Source organism: Cyclobacterium sp. SOCE241 (assembly GCF_056867545.1).
In genome coordinates, this window is record NZ_CP149779.1 from 4,121,449 (window position 1) to 4,137,081 (window position 15,633).

General features: G+C 38.6%; 8 protein-coding genes and 4 pseudogenes. 7 read left to right on the top strand and 5 right to left on the bottom strand.

The genetic code is table 11. The annotated features are described in order from the left end of the window. Window positions 1-62: 62 nt before the first annotated feature. Window positions 63-977: a DUF302 domain-containing protein gene (locus WG932_RS20710; protein WP_483085238.1), complete on the top strand. Its 915-nt coding sequence runs from the start codon at window positions 63-65 to the stop codon at window positions 975-977. Between the two features lie 87 nt (window positions 978-1,064). Here WG932_RS20710 and WG932_RS20715 read toward each other — a convergent pair whose 3' ends face one another. From WG932_RS20715 to WG932_RS20735, 5 genes and pseudogenes are all read right to left on the bottom strand, one after another. Continuing rightward, window positions 1,065-1,853, bottom strand: a complete 789-nt coding sequence (locus tag WG932_RS20715) for an NIPSNAP family protein (RefSeq protein ID WP_483085239.1) — start codon at window positions 1,851-1,853, stop codon at window positions 1,065-1,067. A gap of 304 nt (window positions 1,854-2,157) precedes the next feature. Beyond that, window positions 2,158-2,544, bottom strand: a complete 387-nt coding sequence (locus WG932_RS20720; RefSeq protein ID WP_483085240.1) for an acyl-CoA thioesterase — start codon at window positions 2,542-2,544, stop codon at window positions 2,158-2,160. Between the two features lie 318 nt (window positions 2,545-2,862). Then, window positions 2,863-4,432: pseudogene (locus tag WG932_RS20725) on the bottom strand (Rne/Rng family ribonuclease). Window positions 4,433-4,608: 176 nt separating this feature from the next. Beyond that, window positions 4,609-5,430: a tetratricopeptide repeat protein gene (locus WG932_RS20730; RefSeq protein WP_149393028.1), complete on the bottom strand. Its 822-nt coding sequence runs from the start codon at window positions 5,428-5,430 to the stop codon at window positions 4,609-4,611. Between the two features lie 20 nt (window positions 5,431-5,450). Next, complete coding sequence (locus WG932_RS20735; RefSeq protein ID WP_014019802.1) at window positions 5,451-5,759, bottom strand: HU family DNA-binding protein; 309 nt, start codon at window positions 5,757-5,759, stop codon at window positions 5,451-5,453. A gap of 159 nt (window positions 5,760-5,918) precedes the next feature. Here WG932_RS20735 and WG932_RS20740 point away from each other — a divergent pair, with 159 nt between their 5' ends. The 6 genes and pseudogenes from WG932_RS20740 (at window position 5,919) to WG932_RS20765 (ending at window position 15,251) form a co-directional block, all read left to right on the top strand. Continuing rightward, the gene (locus WG932_RS20740; RefSeq protein ID WP_483085241.1) at window positions 5,919-6,563 is read left to right on the top strand and encodes an A/G-specific adenine glycosylase; all 645 of its coding nucleotides are present in this window, start codon (window positions 5,919-5,921) and stop codon (window positions 6,561-6,563) included. 48 nt (window positions 6,564-6,611) lie between these two features. Further along, a complete protein-coding gene (locus WG932_RS20745; RefSeq protein ID WP_483085242.1) occupies window positions 6,612-6,998 on the top strand; it encodes an NUDIX domain-containing protein in 387 nt (128 codons plus the stop codon). Window positions 6,999-7,044: 46 nt separating this feature from the next. Further along, window positions 7,045-7,511, top strand: a pseudogene (ssb, locus tag WG932_RS20750) (single-stranded DNA-binding protein). 56 nt (window positions 7,512-7,567) lie between these two features. Continuing rightward, window positions 7,568-8,916, top strand: a pseudogene (gldE, locus tag WG932_RS20755) (gliding motility-associated protein GldE). A 369-nt stretch (window positions 8,917-9,285) separates the two neighbouring features. After that, a pseudogene (gene gltB / locus WG932_RS20760) lies at window positions 9,286-13,777 on the top strand (glutamate synthase large subunit). A 1-nt stretch (window position 13,778) separates the two neighbouring features. Continuing rightward, window positions 13,779-15,251 carry a glutamate synthase subunit beta gene (locus WG932_RS20765; RefSeq protein WP_014019807.1) on the top strand — a complete coding sequence of 491 codons (1,473 nt, stop codon included), beginning with the start codon at window positions 13,779-13,781 and terminating at the stop codon, window positions 15,249-15,251. Window positions 15,252-15,633 lie beyond the last annotated feature (382 nt).

A 15,633-nucleotide genomic window follows, 5' to 3' on the forward strand; every position in this document is an offset into this window, starting at 1 on the left:
TTATTGAACTATAGTTAACAACTTAAAAAATTAAATTTTGAGCCTTTTAAAAACAAGTTGTTATGTATAATATAGCCTTATTTCTCAGCTTTACTCTTTTATTTTTTGGATGTAATATTAATTCCGATGATGCTCCTGAAAATGAAGAAAACCCAAACGTTCCCGGAACGATTTATGGATCAAGTACAATTTCGCTGGAGGAAGCCTACGGCGCTCTAAAAACTGCATTAGAAAATAATGCTCAAATTGGCATTGTAGCCGAGGTGGATCATGCCCAAAATGCAGGATCCATAAGCAAAGAACTCGGACCTACAAAAATCATCTTCTTTGGCAACCCCAATTTAGGCACTCCTTTAATGCAAGAAAATCAGCTTGCTGGCTTAGACCTCCCTCAAAAAGTATTGTTTTACGAAGATAAGGGTCAGGTTTTTGCTATCTATAACGGTACCGAATACCTAGCTTCCCGTCACGCCCTAGCAGGAACAGAAAATCTTAATCAAATTTCAGGGGCACTTGAAAACTTAGTAGGAGAGGCCATTAAAGGTGAGTTAGAAAGTAGTATATCCCAATCTGTAACAGCCTCCGAAGGCATAATTAACATAACAAGTTCAAAAGAATTTGAAGCTACCTACCAAAGTTTAAAAACCATCATTTCCGGAAATGAAAACCTCGCCATCTTGGCCGAGTTAGACCATCAGGCCAATGCCCAAAGCAGAGGACTTGAATTGAGGTCTACAAAAATAATAATTTTCGGTAACCCCAATTTAGGTACGCCATTAATGCAGGAATCTCAATCAATAGGTCTGGACTTGCCCCAAAAAATCCTTGTGTGGGAAGATGCTGATGGTAAAGTCCACCTTTCTTACAATGACCCTGAATTTTTGAAGTTAAGGCATGGTATAAACGAGAGCGATGAGGAAATACAACAGATTTCAAATGCTTTACAAAATATAAGCGAGGCTGCTGCGGCTAATTAACATCCATATTTATAAACAATAAATAATGGGGCAAAGAATATAAATAAAAAGGCTGTTGAGAAGTTCAACAGCCTTATATCAATTTGCCTAAATATCCGAATAATCGGTAGGGTATAAGAATGTAGTTACATTTTTTGAGACATTGTTCTGGTATTGTGGAAGTGAAGACAACTCTTTCCAATAAGGATCAGAACGAAACGCATCCCAGTGAGCATCACGGTCAGCTTTATTTTCAAAAGTCGTCATGTACATCAGGTTTGGCATTGTTGGCCCCGAAATAACCTCACCATAAAAAACAGCATTGAATCCCAATCTTTTAAATAGACCAACTTCGTCGCCATCATTGAACATCTTGATTTTGTTTTCTGATATCTTCTCAGTATGGCCTTCATAACTACGCAATTCATAAATCCTGTCTTTATTTGGCCCACTCAAATCAGGAACACCATACTTTGGATGCTTCTCGAAGGCATTCAATAAAATTGATTCAATTCTATCGTAAGGAGGATTGGTATAGGGTGCATTTAGGTATTTGGCACCTGCTGATTGGAATTGTTGGTCCTTGGCAATTTTGGAATCTATTTTAGAAAACTCCTTTTGAGAACTAAAGGGTATCAGCACATAAATTAACTTTTCACTGGGCTTATTACTCTCAGTTGAAGCAACGGGTTTGAATACCCCAATATGCTCAATTCCGGCCCTATGCATGGCCGGTAGGTATGCTTTCTCAAGGTATTCATCAATAACACTTTCCTGATCACTTGTGGAGAAGTGATAAATTTTTATCTGGTAAAAATCTCCTTTTCCGGCGAAGGAAAAAGCGGTAGTAAGCAATAAAATGGCTACCGAGGATAATACTGTAATAGTGTCTTTCATAATTATTTTTAGGTTTGATTTTACTTACTCTTTTATTAAGTCATAGCACACTCTTTGTAAATAGAGTGAATTATTTTGAAAGAAAAATGATAAGCACGCAATCTTCCATAATTTTTTAAAGTTATCCAAAAAATAATTAACGCAGAAATTCAAAACCTTCATTCAACGCTGACAATTTCGTTTGGCAGGTTCATTAAAACACCTCAATATTGCTACTACCAGCAAATGATCAGAAGCATAATGCTCTTGAATTACTTGATAAAACATAACGAATTCCGATCAAGTATCATTTATTGAAGGTTAATTACACCGTAATTTTAACAGGGTTTTTATCATTGTCAATGGCTACGAAAGTAAAGGTCCCGGAAATGGCTTTTTCTCTGCCTTTCTCATACATCTGCTCAATAAAAATCTCTACACTCACCTTTAAGCTTGTATTGCCCACGTGGGTCACACGTCCACACAATTCAATGATTGTACCTGCCGGTATTGGCTTGGTAAAATCAATTTTATCGCTACTGATGGTCACCATACGTTGTCGGCTAAAGCGGGTAGCCGTTATAAAGGCAACCTCATCCATTAATTGCATGGCCTTTCCTCCAAACAGGGTGTCGTAATGGTTGGTGGTATTTGGAAAAACAGCTTTATAGATTTTGGTTTCTGATTCGTTGATTTTTTCTTCGAGACTCATGTTTAAAACGTTTGTGAGAAGGTTTTAATTAAGTAATTAATCCGATTATTTATAATATTTAAATGGCTTTATTGGGTAAAGTTAAAATAGTAGTCGGAATAATATTTTAATCCGAAACATTTAATAATCAATCCATTACGCACTGAATTCGTGTCAAAATCAGCCACTTCGTTGCTACTTATAAAGAGATTGCAACACTTCCCCTAAACAAGGGAAAGGCTTCACCCCTGACTTAAGTCAGTGCGGTTCAAACCTATTACATCATCCGGGTTTAAGAACAATCAAACTCTGGTAATAATGGCATAAAAAAAGCGAGTCTTATTCAGACTCGCTTTTTATGATTATTTCTAAAGGTTCTCCTGAATTATCCAGGAATTTATACTCCGTCACCGGTAGTGAAGAATCCTTGATCAAATTGACCCATTTATAATATTTAAAAAACCACTGCAGCCTTTTAGAGAAAATGCCATGTGTAAAATAGGCATGTAAATAGGGGTGCAATGCAATTTTAATCTTTGATTCGTTTTGGTGTACTGCAATATGCTCTAAATCTTTTTCCATTTTATCTGCCACTAGAATGGAGGCTTGTATTTTGCCTGTACCATTACAAGAAGGGCAAATTTCTTTGGTTACTATGTTCATTTCAGGTCTAACGCGCTGCCTGGTGATCTGCATCAAACCAAACTTGGTAAGGGGAAGTACCGTATTTTTGGATCGGTCTTCTCTCATTGCTTCTTTCATCGCTTCAAAAATAGCCTTTTTATTTTCGGCCTTTTTCATATCGATAAAGTCAATCACAATAATTCCTCCCATATCGCGAAGCCTTAGTTGCCTTGCAATTTCTTTTACGGCCACCATATTGGTTTTTAGGCCCGTATTTTCTTGATCACTTTCCTGATTGGACTTGTTACCACTGTTAACATCCACTACATGCAAAGCTTCTGTATGCTCAATAATGAGATAACCGCCTTGGGGGAGACTAACGGTAGTTCCAAACAGGCTTTTGATCTGTTTTTCTATACCAAAACTTTCAAAGAGCTTCGCTTTTCCGTTGTAAAGCTTAACAATTTTTTCTTTTTCTGGAGCAATGGATCTTATATAAGATCGCATTTGATCGTAAATTACTTCATCTTCTACCGTGATTGCGTCGAAAGATTCATTGAGAAGGTCTCTTATAATAGAAGAGGCCAAACTCATTTCTCCGATGATTTTGTCTTTAACTTTGGCTTTTTGAAGCTTCCTCATCCCATCTTCCCAAGTCTCTAATAAATTTCTAAGGTCTTTATCCAGTTCAGTGACAGATTGACCTTCTGCTACTGTACGAATAATGACACCGAAATTGACCGGTTTGATAGAAGTGATGAGCCGGGATAACCTTTTTCGCTCATCAGCACTACGTATTTTTTGGATACGTTAACTGTGTTTGAAAAAGGTACCAATACCAAGTATCGACCAGCAAGGGAGAGCTCACACGATAATCGAGGCCCTTTAGTAGAAATTGGCTCTTTGACAACCTGCACCAACACCTGATTGTTTTTAGACAATACTTGGCTTATTTTTCCAAGTTTGTCTATCTCAGGTTCGTTTTCAAAACCTTTAAGGTCGAAACCTTTATGGTTTTTATTACGGGTTAACTTTACCAGCTTACTTAAGCTGTTAACCTGTGGTCCTAGGTCTTGGTAGTGTAAAAAGCGTCTTTTTCATAGCCTACGTCTATGAAAGCAGCATTTAAGCCGTTTACAATTTTCTTTACAGCACCAAGATAGATGTCGCCAACTTTGAACTTGTTGTCTTCCTCTTCTACGTGAAGCTCAATCAAGCTCTTATTCTTAAGCAGGGCTATTCGACTACCATTTTGAGAGGAATCAATTAATAATTCTGAACTCAAATTGTGTCTCTGTTATGAAATAAAAGAACGTGTTAATTGAACAGAAATCAAATTATTTCTTGTTCTTGTGTCTGTTTTTTCTCAATCTCTTTTTACGCTTGTGTGTAGCGATTTTATGTCTCTTCCTTTTTTTCCGCAAGGCATAATTTTATAGTTTTAGTTTAACAATATTTTGATTATAATCTATCTAAGTAATTCTCAATTCCCGAAAGAATCTGAGGATCTGTAGTTTGCTTACGTAATTCTTCCAATTGAGTTTTGGCCAGTTTCTTCTGGTTCGACTCAAACAAGCTAACTCCCAAATAAAATTGACCCTGAATATTTTCAGGGTGATGCTCAACAAGTTTTTCAAATCGCTCAACGGCCCTTTTATATTGGCCACTTTGCATGGACAATATGCCCATATTAAACAATGCCTCTTCATTTTCAGGATCTTCTTCCAATACAGCCCTCAACATGGTTATTCCCTGCATAGGGTTGGCTGAAGAAACATAAGTCATTGCTATCTTTGTTTTCAAATCAAGCCTCTCCGGATCAACCTCCAAAACTTTGCCTAAATATAAGCGTGTTTTATCGCCCAATCTTTTCGTCTTGATTTCTTCCATAGAAAAACCAAAAGCTTCATAATAAGCATTCCCTGCTTTTTCCCAGTTTTTTGGATCGGGAGCCTTCTCGGCAATTAGACCGAAATAATATGCCGCGCTATCCAACTTGCCTCCATTTTGGTAAACTTTAGCAATTGAATCAGCGAATATAACAAATTTTTCGGTACTAGCCTCTCCTTGTATTTCTGCCATCAAGTTCTCGATGACCTCCAGGTCACTGCTACTTAGAGAGTTTCCATGGTTAATCTCTTCACTACTTGAATCAGATCCCAAACTAGTTCCATCCTCAGTAAGCCCCTTGTCCTCATTGTCCACTACCACTTTGGGTAAACTGTACAATAAAAAAGAAACGGCAATACCTGCAATAACGAAAATAATTTGGGATCTCTTCATAGTCAAATTTTCCAGGATTATTAGTCCTGAGGAGCCAATTCTCTTACGTTTTGGCTGTTTTTAATTTTTTCAATAAATGATTTAGACGGCTTGAAAGCTGGAACATAATGTTCGTCAATCACAATGGCTGTGTTTTTAGAGATATTCCTTGCGATTTTTTTAGCTCTTTTTTTGTTAATAAAACTGCCAAAACCTCTAACATAGATATTTTCTCCTTCTGCCATTGAATCTTTTACAACCTTGAAAAACGCCTCAACGGTCTGTGTAACATCATCCTTTTGGATTCCTGTCTTCTCCGAAATCTTTGTGATTACCTCTGCTTTAGTCACTGTATTATTTTTTTTGTGTAATTCAATTGAGGCTTAACCTCCTATTAACCAACTAATTTTGGGAGTGCAAATTTACAATATCCATTCCAATTAAAAAATTAAATCGATAAAATTAGCTTCATTTGTTCAATTATTAGCAAATAATAAAATTTTAAAATTTTGAATTTCAACTATTTCACTGAAAATCTACTCCGTTGGTATCCCCTCAATCGCCGTGATCTGCCTTGGCGGGAGACAAGGAATCCATATATCATTTGGTTATCCGAAATTATCCTCCAACAAACCCGTGTAGCCCAAGGATTACCTTATTTTCATGCTTTCATTAATAAATTCCCCTCTGTACAAGCACTGGCCAAGGCTCCTGAGGAAGAAATCCTAAGAACTTGGCAAGGCCTAGGTTATTATAGCAGGGCTAGAAACCTACATGCTTGCGCACAAAGCATCATCCATGAAAAAAATGGAAAATTTCCTGACAATTATAAGGATTTGTTGGAGCTGAAAGGAGTGGGACCTTATACTGCCGCCGCCATTGCCTCCTTCGCCTATAAAGAACAAATTGCTGTCGTCGATGGAAATGTCTACCGGGTGTTGTCTAGATTTTTTGGTCTTGATGTGGACATCTCATCCCACCAAGGGAAAAAGCCTTTGGCAAACTGGCCAATGAAATCATCCCTGAAAATACTCCTGATGAGTACAACCAAGCCATTATGGAATTTGGCGCACTTCAATGTGTTCCCAAAAACCCCAACTGTCAGCAATGTCCCTTGCACACAAGATGCCATGCCTTACAAAACGGACTGGTAGAAACACTTCCGGTCAACGAAAAAAATAAAAGTAAAATCCAGATACTTTTTGTATTTTCATATTCAAATTGATGGCCATACTGTCGTTAGAACACGAAATGAAAAAGACATATGGCAAGGCTTAGTAGACTTCCCTTTAACGGAATATTCTTCAATGGAGAGCATCGAAAATATTGATCCGGATACCCTTGACCTACCGGAAGAACTCCAACTCCTAAGACCAAATTATACAATAAGTTCTGAAAAACCCTTCAAACACCTGCTCACACATCAAAGAATTTTTGCTTCCTTTGTAAATCTTAAATTCGGAGCGATCCATAAAGCAGCTTTGGAAAAGTGGGCTCAATCTAAAAATTATTCACTAGTAACTGAACCCACGCTGGAATCACTTGGTAAACCAAAATTGATTGTCCGGTATTTGAATCAAAAATATTAATTGTTTATATTTAATCAGCTATTTACAAAACCGAAAATATCTACCAATGGCAGGAGTTAATAAAGTAATTTTATTGGGTAATCTTGGTGCAGATCCTGAAGTCAAGCACCTAGAAGGAGATAAGGTAGTAGCCAACCTTAGACTTGCCACTACTGAATCTTATAAGGACCGTAGCGGCAACCGTGTAGAAAACACGGAATGGCATGACTTGGAATTGTGGGACGGTCAGGCAAGAGTAGCCGAACAATACTTAAAAAAGGCAGTCAAATTTACGTAGAAGGCAAAATAAAATCTGATACTTGGCAGGACGATCAAGGCAATAACCGTAAAAGAACCAAGATTAGGGTTCAAAGTTTTACCATGCTTGGATCAAGAAACAGTGGGGCCGACAATGCTCAAGGCGGCGGCCAATCAATGCCTGCACAAAACAGCAATCCGAACACAGGAATGAGTAGCAATACTTCACCTGCTTACGATTCCGGAGACAATGACGCCGATGATTTACCATTTTGATAGTACTGGAATTCGGTAAAATCATTAGTTTTGCATAAAATTATATTATTAAATTAATGGACGACCCCTATCCGAGTTTGCTGCTCCTGACTGAAGTCATAGCTGTATCACCGGTTTATTTGGTGGGTAATGCGGTATTGTTTATTGCATTATTGATAATCTCAGCTTTGGTTTCCGGATCGGAAGTGGCTTTTTTTCTCTTAATCATGAGGACATTGAAGGTATAAAAGATGCTTCAGACCCAAAGTCTGAAAAAATTATTACCCTGATTGAAAACCCTCAAAAGTTGTTGAGTACCATATTGATTCTCAACAACCTAATCAACATAAGTATAGTTACCCTTACCACTTTTTTTACATGGAGTGTATTTGGAACGGATGCTACAGGAATTGTAATCATCCTTTTCCAAACCATAGGGGTGACCTTTTCCATAGTATTTATTGGAGAGATTGTGCCAAAGGTTTATGCCAACTCAGCAAGTGTTGGCTTTGCAAAACTTACGGCTGAATTTCTCTACTTTTTCTATGTGGTCTTTGGCCCCCTTTCTTCATTATTAATGGCTATCAGTGATGTGATCGAAAAGCGCATAGAAAAAAAGGGCTATTCGTTGTCAGTAAATGAATTGCATCATGCGTTAGAAATAACTTCGGTTGACACCAGTAATAACGAGCGAGATATACTAAAAGGGATTGTTAATTTTGGAACCCTTTCTGTGAAACAGGTAATGCGCTCCCGGATGGACCTTACAGCTGTAGATATAGAAATGGACTTTCATGAGTTAATGGATAAAATCAATAAAAGCGGCTATTCCAGAATACCCGTATATGAAGGTACCATCGACCAAATCAAGGGGATCTTGTATATCAAAGATCTTTTAGACCATATAGAAAAGGATGAACATTTTAATTGGAAAGCCCTTATTCGCAAGGGTTATTTTATTCCTGAAAACAAAAAACTAGCTGACCTACTCAAAAACTTTAAAAACAAGCGGGTACATATGGCCATTGTGGTGGATGAGTATGGAGGCACTTCCGGCTTGGTGACTCTTGAAGACCTAATAGAAGAAATTATTGGTGATATCAATGACGAATTTGATGAGGTGGAAGAGTATTTATTCAAAAAACTGGATGACAGAACCTTTATTTTTGAAGGGAAAATTTCCTTAAATGATTTCTGCAAAAAATTGGATCTCGATATACAATTATTTGATGACGTTAAGGGGGAAAGTGAATCTTTGGGAGGGCTCCTTCTAGAATTAAATTCCAATTTGCCCAACAATGGTACCAAGATTAAATTCGACAATTTTGAGTTTACCATTATGGCTGTTGATACAAGAAAAATAAAGAAAGTAAAAGTAGTTTTAGATGGCCCGATTGACAAAAATGTGCCTGACCAAATAGATTGATTTCAAAATTGCATATCCGAGCTAATTCTAAGTTTTAACTTATTTTTTATGGCAGCGGTGTGTATTTTTTTCTTTTTTTTTCGTAGTTTTAAAATTGGCAATTTTAGACATGTTTGCGTAATTCAAGAGGCTGTGTTTCCCAAATGAGCTTGAATTTTAGACTGAAACAATACACTTTTGCGAAACTTTGTATTTTTTCAGTTGAAATTTTAAGGCGTTCCTACATTGGCTTAATTATAATTTTTTGTTCCATATTCAGCTATTCTTTCATTTTTGTTTTACCTTTATTGTCTAGAATTTAATAATTGAAAAATTTATTGTGGATTTTTCAAAGTAAATTCAATACCTAATACAATTAAACATAACAGAATGAATCAAGGTTTATATCGTTCACAGTTTGAGCATGATGCCTGCGGAATTGGGGCAGTTGTTAATGTGAAAGGCCATAAAAGCCACGAAACTATAAGTGATGCTTTGCTTATGCTAAGCAATATGGAGCACAGAGGAGGCCGAGGTAGTGATCCCAAAACTGGGGATGGCGCCGGAGTCTTAATTCAGTTGCCCCATACTTTCCTTAAGGAGGTTACGCAACGGTTAGGTTTTGGGTTGCCCGAGGAAGGATGTTATGGCGTAGGGATGGTGTTTTTCCCAAACAACAAACAACTCTACAAAAAATGCAAATCAAACTTAAATAAGATAATCACTGAATTGGGCTTTAAGCTCATCGGGTACAGGTCTGTTCCTACAGATGATACAGTACCGGGATCCGGAGCGCTAGAAGTGATGCCCAATATTGAGCAAGTTTTTGTAGCACACAAAGACAATCTTTCAGGTATTGATTTGGAGCGGAAACTATACATCCTAAGAAATTATTCAACACGAATCATCAACTCCACCATTCCGGGAGTAAATAGTGCCTTTTATTTTGCAAGTTTTAGTAGTCAAACAGTTATTTACAAAGGACAGCTTCGTACAGATCAAGTATTGACCTTTTACAAAGACCTACAAAACAACAAACTTAAGTCAGCTATAGCGCTGGTACACTCTAGGTTTTCCACCAACACATTTCCTAATTGGAGATTAGCACAACCTTTCAGGTTTTTGTCTCACAATGGTGAAATCAACACCATCCGTGGTAATCTGAACAAAATGCGCTCCAAGGAAACATTGATGAAATCTATACATTTCACTGATGAAGAACTTGAAATGCTTATGCCGATTACCAATGCTAAGAATTCAGATTCTGCGAACCTGGATTCTATGGTGGAATTGTTGGCATTGAGCGGCCGTAGCCTTCCTCACGTGATGATGATGCTTGTACCTGAGGCTTGGCAGGACAATAAAACAATGGACAAAAAGAAGAAGGCTTTTTATAAATTCCACGCTTCTTTGGTAGAGCCATGGGATGGTCCTGCTGCCCTATTGTTTACTGATGGCAAATCATTGGGTGCAACATTGGACAGAAATGGCCTTCGTCCATTAAGGTACTTTGTTACTTCTGATGATCGTTTAATCCTTTCTTCGGAAGCAGGCGCTTTGCCTATAAGAGAGTCCACTATCATCGAAAAAGGACGTATCAGCCCTGGTAGAATGCTCTTAGCGGATCTGGAAAAAGGAAAAGTTTCTTTTGACGAAGAAGTTAAAAACGAAGTAGTCAATAGAAAACCATATGATGCTTGGATCAAAAAAGAGAGATTAAAATTACGAATGATCCCTGCGCCTACGGAAATTTCATTTCCATACAGCACAGAAAATATCAAGAAAAAACAAACCATTTTTGGTTACAGTCAAGAAGACTTAAAGGTAATCTTATCCCCTATGGGAGATACTGCTTACGAACCAATCGGTTCCATGGGTGCAGATACTCCTTTGGCCGTTCTATCTAAACAAAGTCAACATATCTCTAATTACTTTAAGCAACTGTTTGCCCAAGTAAGTAACCCACCAATTGATCCGATAAGGGAACGTTTGGTTATGTCTTTGTTTACCAGAATTGGTGAGAGTTACAATATCTTGGACGAAAGTCCTAAACATACACGTCAGATACACATTTCTCAACCGGTCTTGCTCAATGAAGACTTAGAGAAATTAAAAAATCTTGAGGATAAAGGCTATCATGCAGCTACTTTAAAAGCTCATTTCGAAGCGGATGGCAAACCCGGACGTTTGCTAGAAGCATTAAATAAATTGTGCCAAGCTGCTGAAAAAGCTATTGGTGAGGGTAAAAATATCCTGATCATTTCCGATAGAGATTCTCAAAAAGATACTGCTCCAATTCCTTCTTTATTGGCAGTAGGAGCTGTTCACCATCACCTGGTGAACCAGAAATTGAGAACCAAAGCAGGTTTGGTAATAGAAGCAGGGGATATTAGGGAAACGCATCACTTTGCCACAGCAATAGGCTATGGTGCAAGTGCTATCAACCCTTACCTGGCTTTAGAAACCCTTCTTTCGCTCAATGAAAATGGTATGTTGAGCAAGAAGATTCCACAAAAGAAATTATTTGAAAACTACAAAGCTGCCATAGGAAAAGGCCTGCTTAAGGTACTTTCTAAAATGGGTATCAGTACCCTTCAGTCTTACCAAAGTGCTCAAATTTTTGAAGCTGTAGGACTTGGTGCAGAGGTAATCGACAGGTGCTTCAAAGGTACTGTTAGTAGAATTAGTGGTGTTTCTTTTGATGAATTGGCTGATGAAGTATTGGTAAGACATCATACTGCTTATAAAACCAAAAGCCCACTTTTGGAAGCAGGAGGAATTTACCAGTGGAAGAGAAGGGGAGAAAAGCACCTTTTCAATCCGGAGACCATCCACCTTTTGCAGAAATCTACAAAGCTGGGAGATTATAATTTGTACAAGAAATTTGCACAAAAAATTAACGACCAGACCAAGGATGCAATGACCCTCAGGGGCTTGTTGGAATTCAAAAAGAGGATCTCTGTTCCACTAGACGAAGTGGAACCTGTAGAGTCTATCATGAAACGATTTGCAACGGGTGCAATGTCCTTCGGGTCTATTTCACACGAAGCCCACAGCACTCTAGCTATCGCCATGAACCGTATTGGTGCTAAAAGCAATAGTGGTGAAGGTGGTGAAGATGAAGTTAGATTTGAGAAAAAGAAAATGGCGATTGGGAAAGATCTGCTATCAAGCAAGTAGCTTCCGGTAGATTTGGAGTAACAAGTAATTACCTTACCAACGCAGGTGAAATACAAATTAAAATGGCTCAGGGGGCCAAGCCTGGAGAAGGTGGACAGCTTCCTGGACATAAAGTGGATGATTGGATTGGAAGAGTAAGACATTCTACTCCCGGAGTAGGGTTAATTTCACCTCCACCTCATCACGATATTTATTCGATTGAGGATTTGGCCCAGTTGATCTATGATCTTAAAAATGCCAATAGAAAAGCAAGAATAAACGTAAAACTAGTATCTCAGGCAGGTGTAGGTACTGTAGCTGCAGGGGTAGCCAAAGCACAATCTGATGTGATCCTTATCTCAGGAGCAGATGGTGGAACTGGAGCTTCTCCACTCAGCTCCATACGCCACGCAGGATTGCCATGGGAGCTAGGCTTATCAGAAGCTCACCAAACCTTGGTGATCAATAACCTTCGAAGCAGGGTAACCTTGCAGACGGATGGCCAGTTGAGAACAGGAAGAGATTTGGCCATTGCTACTTTATTAGGAGCGGAAGAATGGGGTATTTCTACAGGAGCTTTGGTAGTGGAAGGATGTATCATGATGAGAAAATGTCACCTGAACACCTGCCCGGTTGGTATAGCCACTCAAAATGCTGAGCTAAGGAAGCTGTTTACAGGCGACCCTGATCATGTGGTTAACTTCTTTACCTTCTTGGCCCAAGACCTCAGAGAGATTATGGCCTCTTTAGGATTCAGGACAGTAAATGAAATGGTGGGTCAGAGCAATATCTTGAAAGAAGCCAATGGACAAATGAACCATTGGAAATGGGATAAACTTGACCTAAGCCCTATCTTCCATAAAGTTGAAGTTCCTGACCATGTAGGAATTCACAAGCAAATAGATCAGGATTTCAGACTGAAAAAGTACTTGACAGAAAACTTATAGAAGCAGCTACTCCGGCCTTGGAGCAAGCCAATAAAGTAAAAGGTACCTTTGATATTATCAATGTGGATCGATCTGTTGGTGCAATGCTTTCTAACGAAGTATCTAAGTTCTTTGGAAGCCCAGGATTGCCAGACAATACCATTCACTTTAAATTCAAAGGCTCTGCAGGACAAACTTTTGGGGCATTTTTAACCAAAGGGATTACTTTCGAGTTGGAAGGTGAGGCCAATGATTACTTTGGTAAGGGGCTTTCCGGTGGTAAACTGGTGGTGTATCCGAATAGGAATGCAGATTTCGTAGCTGAAGACAATATCATTATTGGTAATGTTGCCTTTTATGGCGCCACATCCGGTCAATCTTTCATTAAAGGTAAAGCCGGGGAGCGTTTCTGCGTAAGAAACTCCGGAGTGGAAGCTGTTGTTGAAGGAATTGGAGACCATGGATGTGAATACATGACAGGAGGCTTGGTGATTATTTTAGGAGAAATAGGAAGAAACTTTGCCGCAGGTATGAGTGGTGGAATAGCCTATATTTTCAAAGAAAACCTTGGCAATATCAATAAAGAAATGGTAGACATAGATCCCCTAAATGAGGATGATTTTGCCACCATCAAAACTTCTTTACAAAGTCATATAGATTTCACATCCAGTAATACGGCCAATAGGTTACTTGAAGATTGGGAAGCCGGAAAAGAACGGTTTATAAAAGTAATTCCTAAGGATTACAAAGAAGTATTGAGAAAAAGAGCATTAGAAAATTCTAAAACATTAGTATAAGATGGCGGATAAAGAAGGTTTCTTAAAATATAAAAGACAACTACCTGGATCCAGATCACCTGAAGAAAGGAAAAAGGATTACAAGGAAATATACAAGCCTTTGGAGTCCAAAGTGCTTAACGAGCAGGCCGCAAGGTGTATGGATTGTGGCGTTCCTTTTTGTCACAATGGTTGTCCCCTAGGAAATGTCATCCCGGACTTTAATGATGCCGTTTACCATAAAGAGTGGGAACTGGCCTATCAAATACTCCGTGGAACAAATAACTTCCCGGAATTTACCGGAAGGATTTGCCCTGCACCTTGTGAGGCAAGTTGTGTATTGGGTATCAATAAAGACCCTGTTGCAATTGAATTGATCGAAAAGAGCATTGCAGAAAAAGCTTATGAGCTAAACCTCGTAAAGCCCAATATACCTGCAGAAAGAACCGGTAAAAAAGTAGCCGTAATAGGCTCCGGTCCATCAGGTCTTGCTGCTGCAGATCAAATAAACCAAGCAGGTCATGAGGTGACCGTCTTCGAAAAAGACAAAGAAGTAGGAGGCCTTTTAAGGTATGGTATTCCTGATTTCAAATTGGAGAAATGGGTGATCGACCGAAGGGTGGATGTGATGAATGAAGAAGGAGTAATTTTCAGCAAAGACACTGAAGTAGGCTTTAATATCAAAGCTGAAGATATTCTTCAAAATTTTGACGCAGTAGTCCTCTCTACGGGTGCTCAACACCCAAGAGACTTGAAAATCAATAATCGTGATGCCAAAGGGGTTCACTTTGCTATGGAGTTTCTTGGTAGACAAAACCAAGTGATTTCAGGGGAATTGGAAAGCAACCCAATCCACGCTAAAGGCAAGCATGTCATTGTAATTGGAGGTGGAGATACCGGAAGTGACTGTATTGGTACTTCCAATCGTCATGGAGCTGCTTCTATAACCCAACTCGAGTTATTGCCTAAACCTCCTCAAAGTAGAAACACCCTCAATCCTTGGCCCGAGTGGCCTATGACATTGAGAACATCCAGTTCTCATGAAGAAGGTGCCGAAAGGGTATGGTCCGTGCTTACCAAAGAGTTTACGAAAGACGACAATGGAAATGTTACAGGCCTTACTGTAGTAGACATTGAGTGGAAAGAGGAAAATGGCAGAATGCAATTTTTCGAAATCGAAGGAACAGAAAGAACACTTCCTTGTGACTTGGCGTTTTTAGCAATCGGTTACTTGGGACCAAAAGCAGGACTCTTGGAAGCTTTTGGTATAGATTTTCTGGAAAATGGACTGCCTAAGTCTAAAAATTACCAAAGCTCTGTACCTAAAGTATTTCTAGCAGGAGATATGAGAAGAGGTCAATCTTTGGTTGTATGGGCTATCGCTGAAGGCCGCGAATGTGCGGTAGAAGTTGATAAGTTCTTACAAGGAGAATCAACACTCGCAAGAAGAGATCAATCATTCTATTCGTATGAAGAAGAAGTGACACAGAGCTAATGCTTGTTCAGTCACATTTAAAATACCAAAGGCAATCCAAATTGGATTGCCTTTTTTTATTTATCATTTACTTTTTGGTTAAATCTGAGATTTGCAATAACTAAACTAGGGTTAAATATACAGATGGACCATACACCGCCGTCCATATATTGCTAGCTTCCAGTATTTAACTTATAACAACAGGTTAATTTTTAAGCCTAAGGCAAGAAAATTTACAACGCTCTCTTATCCATTCTTTTTACGATTTCTCTTAGTAGCTCATTTTGCTCAGTCTTAAGAACTATAAACTTATTGACCCAGCTATAGATCATAAAGCAAACCAAACCAAGAATCAGTAGGTAAAATGCAAAATAAAGAATTGGAAACATTAAAGACATGGCTA

Coding starts and splice junctions, on each gene's coding strand:
- WG932_RS20710 (WP_483085238.1), top strand. CDS start 63: ATGTATAATATAGCCTTATTTCTCAGCTTTACTCTTTTATTTTTTGGA.
- WG932_RS20715 (WP_483085239.1), bottom strand. CDS start 1,853: ATGAAAGACACTATTACAGTATTATCCTCGGTAGCCATTTTATTGCTT.
- WG932_RS20720 (WP_483085240.1), bottom strand. CDS start 2,544: ATGAGTCTCGAAGAAAAAATCAACGAATCAGAAACCAAAATCTATAAA.
- WG932_RS20730 (WP_149393028.1), bottom strand. CDS start 5,430: ATGAAGAGATCCCAAATTATTTTCGTTATTGCAGGTATTGCCGTTTCT.
- WG932_RS20765 (WP_014019807.1), top strand. CDS start 13,779: ATGGCGGATAAAGAAGGTTTCTTAAAATATAAAAGACAACTACCTGGA.